Genomic DNA, 20004 nt, shown 5'->3' with positions numbered 1-20004 from the left:
CGAAACGTTGACAAGACGTTATATTGTCGAAATACAGCAGGATGCAACTTTTTCAAAACAGAGTTTTTCTGTAAAACCAAACCAGCATATACTGTCGTATGATACGTCAGATATTGCCGACAAAAACGGTTTTATAACACCAAATTTACTCTCTGATTATAAACGACGATGCTTTTTCGGTTACGAAGTAAAAAAAAACCTGATTGAGTCGATTTCCTGGCAATTGCTTTACGCCACTAATTTGCTGGTTGCCTTCGAACTGATCATGACCAGCAAAGCCCACCCTCCGGGCGCTACCTCTTATTCATGGCCACCGGTAGAAAGGATTGTCACTGTCGGCTGGCTTTTGAAAAGCTATTGGAACCCCGACTCACCGATGTTTAAACCGATTGAACAATCAGAAATGAGGTTGACCCAGGGGAACCAGCCTTTTGCAATCACGACTATGATACACGGCTCCGGATATGTCCAACAACCACAAAGCCAGCTACCAGAGTCATCTGGCCAACAAGCCCCACAAACAACCCGCCAGCCAACAAACGCTTTCACCAACCCTCTGTCTTCTGGCTCCGGTGACGGCTTCGAAGACCCTCAACAACACGTACATACTTTGGGTATAGATTGTTTCGTTCACCCCTGTCGTGGCGTTTGTAACTTCCGACCATCTTCCGAAAGCATAGGGTCAACTGAAAGGGTGCTGAAATCTGAAGAAAGTCTGGCGAGCCTTACAGCAACAACACCCGAACAAAACCCATGCCCCCATGATTGCCTCTGCTATTGTTGCATCAGGCATTCTGCTTCTGCGTATGAAACATCAAATAATCTCTTTACCATTCAACTCCAATGCGCTTCTGGCCAACTTTTTCAGGGATATGACATGGATGACAACCCGGCCAATACAACCCCCCCTCCAGAGCCAGTCCCCTGTAACCTGACAACGCTTGATGAGGATGGTCAGCTACGAAATTGCGAGAAAGTCTACAAAAGCGTTCAATCCCTTTTTGATCACCAGAGAAAAGTCCACTCCGGTAAAAAAACCTGTCTCGCACCCGTGGTCGGGGAGGATGGCCGTTTGCGACCATGCGGGGAAGTCTGGAAAAATGCCGTTGCCCTGTCGAATCACAGAAGAAGTGCCCACACCGGGCAACAAACCTGTAACGTCATAATAGTCACAGAGGATGGTCGGGAACGACCATGCGGAAGGGTCTGCAAGAATGCCAGTGCCCTGTCGAGCCACAGAGGAAGGACACACACCGGGCAGCAAACCTGTCAAATCACAATGGTCACAGAGGATGGTCAGGAACGTCTATGCGGAAAGGTCTGCATGAGTGTCTTCGCCCTGTGGAGTCACAGAACAAGTGTCCACTCCGGGCCAAGAACCTGTAATGTAACCGTGGTCGGTGAGGCTGGTCAGCTGCGGCCTTGCGGGAAGGTCTGCAAGAATGCCAGCGCCTTTTCCGATCACAAAAGATACGCCCACACCGGGCAACAAACCTGTGACGTGACCCTGATCGCAGAGAATGGCCAGCAGCGGCCTTGCGGAAAGGTCTTCCAAAGCACCAGAGCCTTGTCGTCTCACAAGTTTGGATGTCACAGTGGGCAAAAAACCTGTGAAGTAATCGTGCTCGGCAAGGATGATAAACCGCAACCATGCGGGAAGGTCTGCATGAATTCCGGCGCCCTGTCGAGCCACAAAAAAAGCGCTCACACCGGGCAAAGAACCTGTGATGTGACCGTGGTTGGGGAGGATGGTCAGCTGCGGCCATGCGGGAAACTCTGCAATAGTGCAGGTTCTCTCTCCTCTCATAAATTCAAACAACACAACGGGAAAAAAACCTGTCAGGTAACCATGGTCGCAGAGGATGGTCAGCCGCGACCTTGCGGAACGGTCTGCAAGAATGTCAGCGCTCTAAGGTATCACAAAATAAGCACCCACACCGGGCAACAAACCTGTGATGTGACCGTGCTCGGGGAGAATGGTCAGCTGCGACCATGCGGAAAGGTTTACCAGAATGCAATGGCCCTGTCTGCGCATAAAAGGACCCATCGAAAACGCAAGCCTGTTGATGCGAACCGGAAAGACGGTCTCAGCCTTCCGCAAGGTAATGTGAATAAGTAACGACCTTTAGCAGAAGTTTTTTGACAGAAAAACACGCTCACTTTCTTGATCTATCCTTCCTCTTTGTATATCAGGAGGCAAGGATAAAATCATTAAATACTCACTCTTTGCGGCACCTTTGCTGCTACTTTTGCTGACTGTCGCCTGTCAGGCCGAAACGTTGACAAGACGTTATATTGTTGAGCTACAACAGGATGCAGATTTTTCAAGCCAAAGTTTTTCTATAAAGCCAAACCAAGGTGCACTGTCGGATGATCCGTCAGATATTGCCGACAAAAACGGTTTTGTAACACCAGATTTACTCTCTGATTATAAACGACGATGCTTTTTCAATTGCGAAATAAAAACCACCCTCATTGAGTCGATTTCCTGGCAGTTGCTTTACGCCACGAATTTGCTGGTTGCCTTCGAACTGATCATGACCAGCAAAGCCCCCCCTCCGGGTGCTACCTCTTATTCATGGCTACCGGTAGAAGGGATTATCACTGTCGGCTGGCTTTTGAAAAGCTATTGGAACCGCGACTCACCGCTGTTTAAACCGATTGAACAATCAGAAATGAGGTTGACACAGGGGAATCAGCCCTTTGCGATCACTACTATGATGCACGGCTCCGGATATGACCAACAACAACAACAACCACAAAGCCAGCTACCAGAGTCATCTGGCCAACAAGCCCCACAAACACCCCCCCAGCCAACAAGCGCTTTCACCAACCCTCTGTCTTCTGGCTCCGGTGACGGCTGCGGAGACCCTCAACAACAGGCACATACTTTGGATTTAGATTGTTTCGTTCACCCCTGTCATGGCGTTTGTAAATTCCGACCATCTTCCGAATTCACCTGCAACCTGACAATGATCGATAAGGATGGCCAGCTACGGAATTGCAAGAAAGTCTACAAGACTACTCAATCCCTTTTGAACCACAGAAAAGGATACCATACCGGTAAAAGAACCTGTCACGTGCCCGTAGTCGGGAAGGATGGTCGGCTGCGACCATGCGGAGAGGTCTGGAAAAATGCCACTGCCCTGTCGAATCACAGACTAAAGGCCCACACCGGGCAACAAACCTGTAACGTCATAATGGTCACAGAGGATGGTCGGGAACGGCCATGCGGAGAGGTCTGCAAGAATGCCAGTGCCCTGTCGGGCCATAAAAGAAGGAAGCACACCGGGCAGCAAACCTGTGAAATCATAATGGTCACAGAGGATGGTCAGGAACGTCAATGCGGAAAGGTCTGCAAGAATGCCAGCGCCCTGTCGTGTCACAAAACAAGCGCCCACACCGGGCAAAGAACCTGTGATGTGACCGTGGTCGATGAGGATGGTCAGCCACGGCCTTGCGGGAAGGTCTTCAAGAATGCCGGTCCCTTGTCGGGTCACAAAAGAGACGCCCACACCGGGCAACAAATCTGTGACGTGATCGTGGTCGGAGAGGGTGGTCAGCAGCGACCATGCGGAACGGTCTGCAAGAACGCCAAAACCCTTTCATCTCACAAGGTTGGATGCCACAGCGGGCAAAAAACCTGTGCGGTACTCGTGGTCAGCAAGGATGGTAAACCACAACTGTGTGGGAGGGTCTTCAAGAACGCCTATATCCTGTCAGATCACAAAAAAAGAAAGCACAGTGGGCAAAAAACCTGTGCTGTGACCGTGGTCGGAAAGGATGGTCAGCCGCAGCCATGTGGAAAGGTTTACAAGAATGCCAAAACCCTTTCTGTGCACAAAAGAATGCATCGAAAACGCAAGCCTGTTGATGCGAACCAGAAAGACGGTCTCAGCCCTCCATAAGGTAATCTGAAGTAAGCAACAACCTTTAACAGAAAGATTCTGACAGAAAAACAGGCTTACTTTCTTGATCTATCCTTCCTCTCTGTATACCTGGAGACAAGGATAAAATCATTAAATACTCACTCTTTGCGGCACCTTTGCTGCTACTTTCGCTGACTGTCGCCTGTCAGGCCGAAACGTTGACAAGACGTTATATTGTTGAGCTACAACAGGATGCAGATTTTTCAAACCAAAGTGTTTCTATAAAGCCAAACCAAGGTGCACTGTCGGATCATCCGTCAGATATTGCCGACAAAAACGGTTTTATCACACCAGATTTACTCTCTGATTATAAACGACGATGGTTTTTCAATTACGAAATAAAAACAACCCTCATTGAGTCGATTTCCTGGCAGTTGCTTTACGCCACGAATTTGCTGGTTGCCTTCGGACTGACCATCACCAGCAAAGCCCCTCCTCTGGATGCTACCTCTTATTCATGGCCACCGGTAGAAGGGATTGTCACTGTCGGCTGGCTTTTGAAAAGCTATTGGAACCCCGACTCACCGATGTTTAAACCGATTGAACAATCAGAAATGAGGTTGACACAGGGGAATCAGCCTTTTGCAATCACGACTATGATGCACGGCTCCGGATATGACCAACAACCACAACAACAAAGCCAGCTACCAGAGTCATCTGGCCAACAAGCGCCACAAACAACCCCCCAGCCAACAAGCGCTTTCACCAACCCTCTGTCTTCTGGCTCCGGTGACGGCTACGAAGACCCTCAACAACACGCACATACTTTGGGTTTAGATTGTTTCGTTCACCCCTGTCATGGCGTTTGTAAATTCCGACCATCTTCCGAATTCACCTGCAACCTGACAATGGTCGATAAAGATGGCCAGCTACGGAATTGCAAGAAAGTCTACAAGACTACTCAATCCCTTTTGAAACACAGAAAAGGATACCACACCGGTAAAAAAACCTGTCTCGTGCCCGTTGTCGGGAAGGATGGCCGGCTGCGACCATGCGGAGAGGTCTGGAAAAATGCCGGTGCCCTGTCGAATCACAGAATAAAGGCCCACACCGCGCAACAAACCTGTAACGTCATAATGGTCACAGAGGATGGTCGGGAACGGCCATGTGGAGAGGTCTGCAAGAATGCCGGTGCCCTGTCGGGCCACAAAAGAAGGATGCACACCGGGCAGCAAACCTGTGAAATCATAATGGTCACAGAGGATGGTCAGGAACGTCAATGCGGAAAGGTCTGCAGCAATGCCAGCGCCCTGTCAAGTCACAAAACAAGCACCCACTCCGGGCAAAGAACCTGTGATGTGACCGTGGTCGATGAGGATGGTCAGCCGCAGCCTTGTGGGATGGTCTTCAAGAATGCCGGTTCCCTGTCGGATCACAAAAGAGACGCCCACACCGGGCAAAAAGCCTGTGACGTGACCCTGGTCGGAGAAAATGGACGCCAGTGGCCTTGCGGAAAGGTCTGCAAAAGCGCCAGAGCCTTGTCGTCTCATAAGTTTGGATGTCACAGTGGGCAAAAAACCTGTCAAGTAATCGTAGTCGGCAAGGATGATAAACCGCAACCATGCGGGAGGGTCTGCATGAATAGCAGCGCCCTGTCGAGACACAAAAAAAGCGCTCACACCGGGCAAAGAACCTGTGATTTGACCGTGGTCGGGGAGGACGGACAGTCGCGGCCATGCGGGAAACTCTACAGTAGTGCTGATTCTCTCGCGTGTCATAAATTCAAACAACACACCGGGACAAAAACCTGTGACGTTATGATGGTTGTGAAGGATGGTGAGCGACGGCCATGCGGAACAGTTTGCAAGAATCGCCAAGCCCTTTGTAACCACAAAAGAAATGCCCACACCGAACAAAAAACCTGTGACGTTATGATAGTCGGTGAGGATGGCCAACAGCGACCATGCAGAAAGGTTTACAAGAATGCCAAAACCCTGTCTGTGCACAAAAGAATACACCGAAAGCGCAAGCCTGTTGCTGCGAACCAGAAAGACGGCCTCAGCCCTCCATAAGGTAAAGTGAATAAGTAAGAACCTTTAGCAGAAGGTTTTTGACAGAAAAACAGGCTTACTTTCTTGATCTATCCTTCCTCTCTGTATATCTGGAGGCAAGGATAAAATCATTAAATACTCACTCTTTGCGGCACCTTTGCTGCTACTTTTGCTGACTGTCGCCTGTCAGGCCGAAACGTTGACAAGACGTTATATTGTTGAGCTACAACAGGATGCAGATTTTTCAAACCAAAGTTTTTCTATAAAGCCAAACCAAGGTGCACTGTCGGATGATCCGTCAGATATTGCCGACAAAAACGGTTTTATCACACCAGATTTACTCTCTGATTATAAACGACGATGCTTTTTCAATTGCGAAATAAAAACCACCCTCATTGAGTCGATTTCCTGGCAGTTGCTTTACGCCAAGAATTTGCTGGTTGCCTTCGAACTGATCATGACCAGCAAAGCCCCCCCTCCGGGTGCTACCTCTTATTCATGGCTACCGGTAGAAGGGATTATCACTGTCGGCTGGCTTTTAAAAAGCTATTGGAACACCGACTCAGCAGTGTTTAAGCCGATTGAACAAACAGAAATGAGGTTGACACAGGGGAATCAGCTCTTTGCAATCACTACTATGATGCAAGGCTCCGGCTATGAGCAGCAACAACCACAACAACAAAGCCAGCTACCAGAGTCATCTCGCCAACAAGCCACACGCCAACCAACAAGCGCTTTCACCAGCCCTCTGTCTTCTGGCTCCGGTGACGGCTTCGGAGACCCTCAACAACACGCACATACTTTGGGTTTAGATTGTTTCGTTCACCCCTGTCATGGCGTTTGTAAGTTCCGGGCATCTTCCGAAAACATGGGGCCAACTGAAAGGGCGCTGAATTCTGAAGAAAGTCTGGCGAGCTCTACAGGAGTAACACCCGGACAAAACCCATGCCCCCACAATTGTCTCTGCCATCGTTGCAGCAGGCATTCTGATTCTGCAAATGAAACATCAAATGATCGCTTTGCCATTCAACTCCAATGCACTTCTGGCCAACTGTTTCAGGGACATGACATTGATGACAACCCGTTCAATACAAGCGCTCCTGTGCCAGTCCCCTGTAACCTGAGAATACTTGATGAGGATGGTCAGCTACGAAATTGTGAAAAAGTTTTCAAGAGTGTTCAATCCCTTTTGAATCACAAAAAACAAGTCCACAGCGGTAAAAAAATCTGTCTCGCGCCCGTGGTCGGGAAGGATGGCCGGCTGCGACCATGCGGGGGGGTCTGGAAAAATACCAATGCCCTGTCGAGCCACAAAAGAAGGATACACACCGGGCAGAAAACCTGTGATGTTATAATGGTCACAAAGGATGGTCAGGAACGGCCATGCGGAAAGACCTGCAAGAGTAGCGGTGCCCTGTCGGACCACAAAAGAAGGACGCACACCGGGCAGCGAACCTGTGAACTCATAAGGGTCACAGAGGATGGTCAGGAACGTCAATGCGGAAAGGTCTGCATGAACGCCAGCAGCCTGTCGAGTCATAAAAAAAGAGCCCACGACATGCGAAGAACCTGTGATGTGACCGTGATCGGGGAGGATGGTCAGCCGCAGCCATGCGGGACACTCTGCAAGAGTTCCAGGTCTCTCGCGAGCCATAAATTCAGACGCCACACCGGGCAAAAAACCTGTGACGTAATCCTGGTCGGAGAGGATGGCCAGCAGCGACCTTGCGGAACGCTCTGCAAGAATGTCGACGCTTTACGGTATCACAAAGATAGCACTCACGCCGGGCAAAAAACCTGTAACGTTATGATGGTTGAGGAGAATGGCCAGCAACGACCATGCGGAAAGGTTTGCAAGAATGTCTATAAACTGTCAGATCACAAACAAAGACAGCACAGTGAGCAAAAAGCCTGTGCTCTGATCGTGACCGATGAGGATGGCCGGGAACGACCTTGCGGAACGGTCTGGAAGAATGTCAGCGCTCTACGGTATCACAAAAAAAGCACCCACACCGGGCAACAAACCTGTGACGTTATGATTGTCGGAGAGGATAGCCAGCGACGACCATGCGGAAAGGTTTGCAAGAATGTCTTTACCCTGTCTGAACACAAAAAAAGAAATCACAGCGAGCAAAAAACCTGTGATGTGATCGTGACCTATGAGGATGGCCAGGAGAGGCCATGCGGGAAGACCTGCAAGAGTGCCTGCGTTCTACAGGAGCACAAAAGAAACACTCACTCCGGGCAACAAACCTGTGACTTTATGATGGTCGGGGAGCATGGTGAGCAACGGCCATGCGGAACAATTTGCAAGAATAACCTTGCCCTTTGTTATCACAAAAGAAGTACCCACTCCGGGCAACAAACCTGTGACGCCATAATGGTCACAGAGGATGGCCAGAAACGGCCATGCGGGAAGGTCTACAAGAATAAAAATGTCTTGTGGCGTCACAAAAAATACGCCCACACCGGGCAACAAACCTGTGATGTAACAGTGGTCGGGGAGAATGGTCAGCGACGGCCATGCGGAAAGCTTTACAAGAATGCATCGACCCTGTCTAATCACAAAAGAACCCATCGAAAACGCCAGCCTGTTGATGCGGACCAGAAAGACGGTCTCAGCCCTCCATAAGGTAGAGTGAATAAGAAAGAACCTTTAGCAGAAGGTTTTTGACAGAAAATCACGCTTGCTTTCTTCATCTATCCTTCCTCTCTGTATATCTGGAGGCAAGGACAAAATCATTAAATACTCACTCTTAGCGGCTCCTCTGCTGCTACTTTTTCTAACTGTCGCCTGTCAGGCCGAAACCTTGACCAGACGTTATATTGTCGAGCTTCAACAGGATGCAGCTTTTTCAAACCAGAGTTTTTCTATAAAGCCAGACCAACGTTTACTGTCGGATAATCCGTCAGATATTGCCGACAAAAACAATTTTATAACACCAGATTTAGCCTCTGATTATAAACGACAGAGTTTTTTCAGTTACAAAGTAAAAACAACTCTCATCGAGTCGATTTCCTGGCAGTTGCTTTACGCCACGAATTTGCTGGTTGCCTTCGAGCTGATTATGGCCAGCAAAGCCCCTCCTCTGGATGCTACCTCTTATTCATGGTTACCGGCAGAAGGGATTGTCACTGTCGGCTGGCTTTTGGCTCGCTCCCATGCTCCAGCGTGGGAGCGTGACGCACTATCCGTATGCATTCCCACGCTGGAGCATGGGAACGAGCTGAACCCCGACTCAGCACTGTTTAAACCGATTGAACAATCAGAAATGAGCTTGACACAGAGGAATCAGCCCTTTGCGATCACTACTATGATGCACGGCTCCGGATATGACCAACAACCACAACAACAACAACAACAAAGCCAGCTATCAGAGTCATCTGGCCAACAAGCCACCCGTCGGCCAACAAGTGCTTTCACCAACCCTCTGTCTTTTGGCTCAGGTGACGGCTTCGGAGACCCCCAACAAAACGCACATACTTTGGATTTAGATTGTTTCGTTCACCCCTGTCATGGCGCTTGCAAATTCCGATCATCTTCCGAAAACATGGGGCCAGCTGAAAGGGCGCTAAAATCTGAAGAAAGTCTGCCGAGCCCTACAGAAGCAACATCCGGACAAAACTCATGCCCCCATAATTGTCTCTGCTATCGTTGCATCAAGCATTCTGATTCTGCAAATGAAACATCAAATAATCTCTCGGTCATTCAACTCCAATGCGCTTCTGGCCAACTTTTTCAGGTACATGAATCTGATGGCAGTTCAGTCAATACAACCGCTCCGGTGCCAGTTCCCTGTAACCTGACAGCGCTTGATGAGGATGGTCAGCTACGGAATTGCGAGAAAGTCTACAAAAGCCTTCGATCCCTTTTGAATCACCAAAGAAAAGTCCACACCGGCAAAAAAACCTGTCTCGCGCCCGTGGTCGGGAAGGATGGCCAGCTGCGACCATGCGGGGAGGTCTGGAAAAATGCCGGTGCCCTGTCGAATCACAGAATAAAAGTGCACACCGGGCAACAAACCTGTAACGTCATAATGGTCACAGAAGATGGTCAGGAACGGCCATGCGGAAAGGTCTGCATCAATACCAGCGCCCTGAGCTATCACAAAAGCAGTACGCACACCGGGCAACAAACCTGTAACGTCATAATGGTCACGGAAGATAGTCAGGAACGGCCATGCGGAAAGGTCTGCATGAATGCCAAAGCCCTACGTTATCACAAAAGCAGTACGCACACCGGGCAGCGAACCTGTAACGTCATAATGGTCACAGAGGATGGTCAGAAACGGCCATGCGGAAAGGTCTGCATTAATCCCAGCGCCCTGAACTATCACAAAAGAAGTACGCACACCGGGCAACAAACCTGTAGCGTCATAACGGTCACAGAAGATGGTCAGGAACGGCCATGCGGAAAGGTCTGTATGAATGCCAGCGCCCTGTCGGATCACAAAAAAAACGCTCACACCGGGCAAAGAACCTGTGATATGACCATAGTCGATGAGGATGGCCAGAAGCGACCTTGCGGGAAGGTCTGCAAAAGTAACGGCAACCTGTCGGATCACAAAAAAAGCGCTCACACCGGGCAAAAAACCTGTGATTTGACTGTGGTCGGGGAGGATGGTCAGCCGAGAACCTGCGGAACAGTCTGCAAGAGTATCAGCGTTCTGCAGTATCACAAAAGAAACGCCCACTGCGGGCGACAAACCTGTGATGTGACTGTGGTCGGGGTGAATGGTCAGCCGCAGCCATGTGGAAAAGTTTACAAGAATACGTGTACCCTGTCTAAGCACAAAAGAACCCATCGAAAACGCAAGCCTGTTGATGCGAACCAGAAAGACGCTCTCAGCCCTCCATAAGGTAGAGTGAATAAGTAAGAACCTTTAGCAGAAGGTTTTTGACAGAAAAGCACGCTTGCTTTCTTCATCTATCCTTCCTCTCTGTACATCTGGAGGCAAGGATAAAATCATTAAATACTCATTCTTAGCGGCTCCTCTGCTGCTACTTTTTCTAACTGTCGCCTGTCAGGCCGAAACCTTGACCAGACGTTATATTGTCGAGCTTCAACAGGATGCAGCTTTTTCAAACCAGAGTTTTTCTATAAAGCCAGACCAACGTTTACTGTCGGATAATCCGTCAGATATTGCCGACAAAAACAATTTTATAACACCAGATTTAGTCTCTGATTATAAACGACAGAATTTTTTTAGTTACAAAGTAAAAACAACTCTCATTGAGTCGATTTCCTGGCAGTTGCTTTACGCCACGAATTTGCTGGTTGCCTTCGAACTGATCATGACCAGCAAAGCCCCTCCTCTGGGTGCTAGCTCTTATTCATGGCTACCGATAGAAGAGACTGCCACTGTCGGCTGGCTTTTGAAAAACTATTGGAACCCCTACTCAGCACTGTTTAAACTGATTGAACAATCAGAAATCAGGTTGACACAGGGGAATCAGCCCTTTGCAATCACTACTATGATGCACGGCTCCGGCTATGAGCAACAACAACCACAACAACAAAGCCAGCTACCAGAGTCATCTGACCAACAAGCCCCACAAACCACACGCCAGCCAACAAACGCCTTCACCAACCCTCTGTCATCTGGCTCAGGTGACGGCTTCAGAGACCCTAAACAACACGCACATACTTTAGGGTTAGATTGTTTCGTTCACCCCTGTCATGGCGTTTGTAAATTCCGATCATCTTCCGAAAACATGGGGCCAGCTGAAAGGTCGCTGAAATCTGAAGAATGTCTGGCAAGCCATTCAGGAACAACACCAGAACAAAACTCATGCCCTCACAATTGTCTCTGCTATCGTTGCGTTCGACATTCTGATCCTGCAAATGAAACATCGAATAATCCCATTGCCATTCAACTGCAATGGGCTTTTGGCCAAGTATTTCAGGTACATGACATTGATGATAACCCGGTCAATACAAGCGCTCCTGTGCCAGTCCCCTGTAACCTGACAATGGTCGATAAGGATGGCCAGCTAAGGCATTGCGAGAAAGTCTACAAGAGTGTTCAATCCCTTTTGAGTCACCAAAAAAGAGTTCACTCCGGTAAAAAAACCTGTCTCGCCCCCGTGGTCGGGAAGGATGGTCGGCTGCGAAAATGCGGGGAGATCTGCGAGAATAGCATTGCCCTGTCGAATCACAAAAGAAGGACGCACACCGGGCAACAAACCTGTAATGTCATAATGGTCACAGTGGATGGTCAGGAAAGGCTATGTGGAAAGGTCTGCATGAATGCCATCGCCCTGTCGGATCACAAAAGAATCGCCCACAGTGGGCAAAGAACCTGTGATGTGCCTCTGGTCGAAGAAGATGGCCAGCCGCGACCTTGTGGAACGGTCTGCAAAAGCGCCAAAGCCTTGTCACACCACAAGTTTACACACCACAGCGGGCAAAAAACCTGTGAAGTAAACGTTGTCGACAAGGATGGTAAACCGCAACCCTGTGGGAAAGTCTGCAAAAATGCAAATATCCTGTCACATCACAAAAAGAGAAAGCACAACGGGCAAAAAACCTGCGATGTGATCGTTGCCGATGAGGATGGCCAGCAGCGACCATGCGGGAAGGTCTGCAGGAATGTCTTCACTCTGGGGTATCACAAAAGGAGTACCCACACCGGGCAACAAATTTGTGACCTGACCTTGGTTGGGGAGGATGGCCAACGGTCGACATGTGGAAAGGTTTACAAGAATAAACATACCCTGTCCAATCACAAAAGAACACACCGAAAACGCAAGCCTGTTGATGCGAACCAGAAAGACGGTTTCAGCCCTCCATAAGTTAATGTGAATAAGTAACCACCTTTAGCAGAAGGTTTTTGACAGAAAAAACACGCTTACCTTCTTGATCTATCCTTCCTCTCTGTATATCTGGAGGCAAGGATAAAATCATTAAATACTCACTCTTAGCGACTCCTCTGCTGGTACTTTTGCTGACTGCCGCCTGCCAGGCCGAAACGTTGACCAGATGTTTTATTGTCGAGATTCAACAGGATGCAGCTTTTTCAAACCAGAGTTTTTCTATAAAGCCAGACCAACGTTTACTGTCGGATAATCCGTCAGATATTGCCGACAAAAACAATTTTATAACACCAGATTTAGCCTCTGATTATAAACGACAGAGTTTTTTCAGTTACAAAGTAAAAACAACTCTCATTGAGTCGATTTCCTGGCAGTTGCTTTACGCCACGAATTTGCTGGTTGCCTTCGAACTGATCATGACCAGCAAAGCCCCTCCTCTGGGTGCTACCTCTTATTCATGGCTACCGATAGAAGAGATTGCCACTGTCGGCTGGCTTTTGAAAAGCTATTGGAACCCCGACTCAGCACTGTTTAAACCGATTGAACAATCAGAAATCAGGTTGACACAGGGGAATCAGACCTTTGCGATCACTACTATGATGCACGGCTCCGGCTATGACCAACAGCAACCACAAAGCCAGCTACCAGAGTCATCTGACCAACAAGCCCCACAAACCACACGCCAGCCAACAAGCGCCTTCACCAACCCTCTGTCATCTGGCTCAGGTGACGGCTTCAGAGACCCTAAGCAACACGCACATACTTTAGGGTTAGATTGTTTCGTTCACCCCTGTCATGGCGTTTGTAAATTCCGATCATCTTCCGAAAACATGGGGCCAGCTGAAAGGTCGCTGAAATCTGAAGAAAGTCTGGCAAGCCATTCAGGAACAACACCAGAACAAAACTCTTGCCCTCACAATTGTCTCTGCTATCGTTGCGTTCGACATTCTGATCCCGCAAATGAAACATCGAATAATCCCATTGCCATACAACTGCAATGGGCTTTTGGCCAACCATTTCAGGTACATGACATTGATGACAACCCCGCCAATACAACCCCTTCTCCAGTGCCAGTCCCCTGTAACCTGACAATACTTGAAGAGGATGGTCAGCTACGGAATTGCGAGAAAGTCTACAAGAGTGTTCAATCCCTTTTGAATCACAAAAGACAAGTCCACACCGGCAAAAAAACCTGTCTCACTCCCGTGGTCGGGGAGGATGGCCTTCTGCAACCATGCGGGAAGGTCTGCAAAAATTTAGTTGCCCTGTCGAATCACAGAAGAAGTGCCCACACCGGGCAGCAAACCTGTAACGTGATAATGGTCACAGAGGATGGTAGGGAACGGCTATGCGGAAAGGTCTGCAAGAGTGGTGGCGCCATGTCGAGTCACAAAAAAAACGTCCACAGCAGACAAAGAACCTGTGGTGAGACCGTGGTCGGGGAGGATGGTCAGCTGCGGCCATGCGGGAAACTCTTCAGAAGTACTCAATCTCTCTCCACTCATAAGTACAGTCGACATACCGGGCAAAAAACCTGCGACATGCCCCTGGTCAGAGAGGATGGTCGGCAGTGGCCATGCGGAACGGTCTGCAAGAGCAACAAAGCCTTGTCAGATCACAAGCGTGGATACCACAGCGGGCAAAAAATCTGTGAAGTAATCGTGATCGGCGAGGATGGTAAACAGCAACCATGCGGGAGGGTCTGCAAAAATGCCTATATCCTGTCGAGTCACAAACAAAGACACCACAGCGAGCAAAAAACCTGCGATGTGATCGTGGCCGATGAGGATCGCCAGCAGCGGCCATGCGGAAAAGTCTGCAAGAGTGTTCAAGACCTGTCATGTCACAAAAGCAGATACCACTGCGGACAACAAACCTGCAACGCTATATTGGTCAGCGAGGATGGCCAGCAACGACCTTGCGGAACCGTCTGCAAGAATAAACGAACTCTGTCGGGTCACAGAAGGAGCGCCCACACCGGGCAACAAACCTGTGATGTGACCATGGTCGGAGAGGATGGTCAGCCGCAGCCTTGTGGAAAGGTTTACAAGAATGTAAACACCTTTTCTAAGCACAAAAGAACCCATCGAAAACGCAAGCCTGTTGATACAAACCAGAAAGACACTCTCAGCACTTCATAAGGTAATGTGATTAAGTAAACAACTTTAGCAGAAGGTTCTTAACAGAAAAACACGCTTACTTTCTTGATCTATCCTTCCTTTCTGTATATCTGGAGGCAAGGATAAAATCATTAAATACTCACTCTTTGCGGCACCTCTGCTGCTACTTTCGCTGACTGTCGCCTGTCAGGCTGAAACCTTGACCAGACATTATATTGTCGAGCTTCAGCAGGATGCAGCTTTTTCAAACCAGAGTTATTCTATCAAGCCAGACCAACGTTCACTGTCGGATAATCCGTCAGATATTGCGAACAAAAACGGCTTTAAAACACCAGATTTAGACCCTGATTATAAACGACAGAATTTTTTTAGTTACGAAGTAAAAACAACCCTCATTGAGTCGATTTCCTGGCATTTGCTTTACGCCACGAATTTGCAGGTTGCCTTCGAACTGATCATGACCAGCAAAGCCCCTCCTCTGAGTGCTACCTCTTATTCATGGCTACCGATAGAAGGGATTGTTACTGTCGGCTGGCTTTTGAAAAGCTATTGGAACCCCGACTCAGCACTGTTTAAACCGATTGAACAATCAGAAATCAGGTTGACACAGGGGAATCAGCCCTTTGCGATCACTACTATGATGCACGGCTCCGGCTATGACCAACAGCAACCACAAAGCCACCTACCAGAGTCATCTGGCCAACAAGCCCCACAAGCCAACTGCCAGCCAACAAGCGCTTTTACCAGCCCTCTTTCTTCTGGCTTCGGTGACGGCTTCGGAGACCCTCAACAAAACGCACATACTTTGGGTTTAGATTGTTTCGTCCACCCCTGTCATGGTGTTTGTAAACTCCGACCATCTTCCGAAAAAATGGAGCCAACTGAAAGGTCGCTGAATTCTGAAGAAAGTCTGACAAGCCTCACAGTAGCAACACCCGGACAAAACCCGTGCCCCCATAATTGTCTCTGCTATCGTTGCACCAGGCATTCTGATCCTGCAAATGAAACATCAAAGGATCCCTTTGCTATTCAACTCCAATGCGCTTCTGGCCAACTATTCCAGGTACATGATATTGATGATAACCCGGATAATACAACCGCCCCTGCAGAGCAATTCGCCTGTAACCTGACAATGGTCGATGAGGATGACCACTTACGAAATTGCGAGAAAGTCTACAAGAGTGCTCAATCCCTTTTGAATCACAAAAAACAAGTTCACAGCGGTAAAAAAACCTGTCTCACGCCCGTGGTCGGGCAGGATGGTCGGCTGCGACCATGCGGGAAGGTCTGGAAAAATGCCGGTGCCCTGTCGAGCCACAAAAGAAGAACGCACACCGGGCAGAAAACCTGTGAAGTCATAATGGTCACAAAGGATGGTCAGGAACGGCCATGCGGAAGGGTCTGCATGAGCGCCAACTCCCTGGCGAATCACAAAAAGAGAGCTCACGACATGCAGAGAACCTGTGATGTGACCGTAGTCGGAGAGAGTGGCCAACAGAGGCCTTGCGGAACGGTCTGCAAGAGCGCCAAAGCCTTGTCAGATCAAAAGCTTGGATACCACAGCGGGCAAAAAACCTGTGCAGTCATTGTGGTCGGCAAAGATGGTAAACCGCAACCATGCGGGAAGTTCTGCAAGAATGCCAGCGCTCTGTCGAGTCACAAAAACAGCGCCCACACCGGGCAAAGAACCTGTGATGTAACCGTGGTCGGTGAGGATGGTCAGCTGCGGCCATGCGGGAAACTCTGCAACAGCAATCACTCTCTCTCTTCTCATAAGTTCAATCAACACAGCGGGCAAAAAACCTGTGACTCAATCCTGGTCGGAGAGGATGGCCAGCAGCGACCTTGCGGAACGATCTGCAAGAGCGCCAAAGCCTTGTCGTCTCATAAGCGTGGATATCATAGCGGGCAAAAAACCTGTGAAGTCATTGTGGTCGGCAAGGATGATAAACCACAACCATGCGGGACGGTCTGCATAAATGCCTACGCCCTGTCGGCTCACAAAAAAAACGCCCACAGCGGGCAACAAATCTGTGAAGCTATGATAGTCGGGAACGATGGTCAACCGCAGCCATGTGGGACACTCTGCAAGACTGCTCAAATTCTCTCGTGTCATAAATTCGATCACCACAGCGGGCAAAAAACCTGTGTCTTAACCGTTGTCGGGGAGGATGGCCTGCAGCGACCTTGCGGAAGAGTCTGCAAGAGCGCCAGGTCCTTGTCGTCTCACAAGCTTGGATACCACAGCGGGCAAAAAACCTGCAGTATGCTCATTGCCGATAAGGATGGCCAGCAGCAGCCATGCGGGAAGATCTGCACGAATGTCAACGCTCTGCGGTATCACAAAAAAAGCGCTCACACCGAGCAACAAACCTGTAACCTTATGATGGCCGGGGAGGATGGCCAGCAACGGCCATGCATGACGATCTGCAAGAGTCCTGCCATGATGAATCACCAAAGAAGATACCACTCCGGGCAACAAACCTGTGAAGTAACCGTGACTGGGGAAAATGGCCAACCTCAGACATGCGGCATAGTCTTCCAGAATGTCAACGCTCTGGAGTATCATAAAAAAAACGCTCACACCGGGCAACAAACCTGTGACGCTATGATAGTCGGTGAGGAAGGTCAACAGCGGCCATGTGGAAAGGTTTACAAGAATGCCAAAACCCTGACTGCGCACAAAAGAACACATCGAAAACGCAAGCCTGTTGATGTGAACCAGAAAGACAGTCTCAACCCTCCATAAGATAAAGTAAATAAATAACGACCTTTAGCAGAAGGTTTTTGAAAGAAAAAAAACTCACTTTCTTGATCTATCCTTCCTGTCTGTATACCCGGAGGCAAGGATAAAGTCATTAAATACTCACTCTTAGCGGCACCTCTGCTGCTACTTTCGCTGACTGTCGCCTGTCAGCCAGAAACCTTGACCAGGCGTTTTATTGTGGAACTTAAACAAGATTCAGTTTTTTCAAACCAGAGTTTTTCTATAAAAAAAGACCAACGTTCACTGCCGTATAGCCCGTCAGATATTACCGACAAAAACGGCTTTAAAAGACCAGATTTATCCTCCGACTATAAACGACAGTACTTTTTTAGTTACGAAGAAAAAACAACCCTCACTGAGTCGATTTCCTGGCAGTTGCTTTACGCCACGAATTTGCTTGTTGTCTTCGAACTGATCATGACCAGCAAAGCCCCTCCTCTGAGTGCTACCTCTTATTTATGGCTACCGGTAGAAGGGATTGTCACTGTCGGCTGGCTTTTGAAAAGCTATTGGAGCCCCGACTCACTTCTGTTTAAACCGATTGAGCAATCAGAAATCAGGTTGACACAGGGGAATCAGCCCTTTGCGATCACTACTATGATGCACGGCTCCGGCTATGACCAACAACAACCACAGCAACAGCCACAACAGCAAAGCCAGTCACCAGAGTCATCAGGCCAACAAGCCAAAGGCCGACCAACAAGTGCTTTCACCAGCCCTCTGTCTGCTGGCTCCGGTGACGGCTACGAAGACCCTCAACAACACGCACATACTTTAGGTTTAGATTGTTTCGTTCACCCCTGTCATGGCGTTTGTAAATTCCGACCATCTTCCGAAAACATGGGGCCAGCTGAAAGGTCGCTGAATTCTGAAGAAAGTCTGGCAAACCCAACAGGAGCAACACCCGGACAAAACCCCTGCCCCCATAATTGTCTCTGCTATCGTTGCAACTGGCATTCTGATTCTGCAAATGAAACATCAAATAATCTCTTTGTCATTCAACTCCAATGCGCTTCTGGCCAAATTTTTCAAGTACATGACATTGACCGCAATTCGGTCAATACAACCGCTCCGGTGCCAGTCCCCTGTAACCTGACAATACTTGATGAGGATGGTCAGCTACGGAATTGCGAGAAAGTCTACAAGAGTGCTCAATCCCTTTTGAATCACCAAAAAAAATTCCACACCGGCAAAAAAACCTGTCTCGCACCCGTGATCGCGGAGGATGGCCGACTGCGACCATGCGGGGAGGACTGGAAAAATGCCGATGCCCTGTCGGGTCACAAAAAAAAGGCCCATACCGGGCAACAAATCTGTGCAGTCATAATGGTCACAGAGGATGGTCAGGAGCGGCCATGCGGAAAGGTCTGCATGAATGCCAGCGCCCTGTTGACTCACAAAAAAAGCGCCCACACCGGGCAAAGAATCTGTGATGTAATCGTGGTCGGGGAGGATGGTCAGCCGCAGCCATGCGGGAAACTCTGCAATAGTGCTGACTCCCTCTCAGGTCATAAATTCAAACAACACACCGGGAAAAAAACCTGTGACGTAACCATGGTCGCAGAAGATGGCCAGCCGCGACCTTGCGGAACGGTCTGCAAGAATGTCGGCGCTCTGCAGTATCACAAAAGAAGCACCCACACCGGACAACAAACCTGCGACGTTATGATGGTCGGGGAGGATGGCCAGCGACGGCCATGCGGAAAGGTTTGCAAGAATGCCTGTACCCTGTCAGATCACAAAAAAAGAAATCACAGCGAGCAAAAAACCTGTGATGTGATCGTGACCGATGAGGATGGCCAGGAGTGGCCATGCGGGAAAGCCTGCAAGAGTGCCTGCGTTCTACAGGAGCACAAAAGAGACACTCACTCCGGGCAACAAACCTGTGACGTTATGATGGTCGGTAAGGATGGCATGCGACGGCCATGCGGAAGAGTTTGCAAGAATCGCCGAGCCCTTTATAATCACAAAAGAAATACCCACGCAGGGCAACAAACCTGTGACGTAATGATAGTCGGGGAAGATGGCCAGCGACGACCATGCGGGAAGGTCTATAAGAATAAGTCGATCCTTGCGGATCACAAAAAAAACGGCCACACCGGGCAACAAACCTGTGACGTTATGATAGTCGGGGAGGATGGTCAACAGCGGCCATGTAGAAAGGTTTACAAGAATGCCAAAACCCTGTCTGGGCACAAGAGAACACATCGAAAACGCAAGCCTGTTGATGCGGACCATAAAGACAGTCTCAGTCCTCCGTAAGGTAATGTGAATAAGTAACCACCTTTGGCAGAAGGTTTTTGACAGAAAAACACGCTCACTTTCTTGATCTATCCTTCCTCTCTGTATATCTGGAGGCAAGGATAAAATCATTAAATACT

General features: G+C 49.0%; 9 protein-coding genes. All 9 read left to right on the top strand.

Going from position 1 to position 20004, the window contains the following annotated elements:
* Positions 1-7: 7 nt before the first annotated feature.
* Entirely contained in the window at positions 8-2119 is a 2112-nt protein-coding gene (locus tag ACOMG9_RS04035) for a hypothetical protein (RefSeq protein ID WP_448215876.1), read from the top strand.
* Between the two features lie 160 nt (positions 2120-2279).
* A complete protein-coding gene (locus tag ACOMG9_RS04030) occupies positions 2280-3908 on the top strand; it encodes a hypothetical protein (RefSeq protein ID WP_448215875.1) in 1629 nt (542 codons plus the stop codon).
* A 179-nt stretch (positions 3909-4087) separates the two neighbouring features.
* Entirely contained in the window at positions 4088-5941 is a 1854-nt protein-coding gene (locus ACOMG9_RS04025; RefSeq protein WP_448215874.1) for a hypothetical protein, read from the top strand.
* A gap of 178 nt (positions 5942-6119) precedes the next feature.
* Positions 6120-8552, top strand: coding sequence for a hypothetical protein (locus ACOMG9_RS04020; RefSeq protein ID WP_448215873.1), 2433 nt, complete (start codon positions 6120-6122; stop codon positions 8550-8552).
* Positions 8553-8730: 178 nt separating this feature from the next.
* Positions 8731-10779, top strand: a complete 2049-nt coding sequence (locus ACOMG9_RS04015) for a hypothetical protein (RefSeq protein ID WP_494529813.1) — start codon at positions 8731-8733, stop codon at positions 10777-10779.
* Positions 10780-10957: 178 nt separating this feature from the next.
* On the top strand, positions 10958-12715 hold the full coding sequence (locus ACOMG9_RS04010; RefSeq protein WP_494529812.1) for a hypothetical protein: 1758 nt from the start codon (positions 10958-10960) through the stop codon (positions 12713-12715).
* Between the two features lie 179 nt (positions 12716-12894).
* Complete coding sequence (locus tag ACOMG9_RS04005) at positions 12895-14877, top strand: hypothetical protein (RefSeq protein WP_494529811.1); 1983 nt, start codon at positions 12895-12897, stop codon at positions 14875-14877.
* 178 nt (positions 14878-15055) lie between these two features.
* Positions 15056-17605: a hypothetical protein gene (locus ACOMG9_RS04000; protein WP_494529810.1), complete on the top strand. Its 2550-nt coding sequence runs from the start codon at positions 15056-15058 to the stop codon at positions 17603-17605.
* 195 nt (positions 17606-17800) lie between these two features.
* A complete protein-coding gene (locus ACOMG9_RS03995; protein WP_494529809.1) occupies positions 17801-19885 on the top strand; it encodes a hypothetical protein in 2085 nt (694 codons plus the stop codon).
* Positions 19886-20004: the final 119 nt, after the last annotated feature.

The organism is Endozoicomonas sp. PH6C, assembly GCF_059322965.1.
The sequence above is the reverse complement of the archived record's forward strand: the minus strand, read 5'-3'. Positions and strand labels throughout refer to the sequence as shown.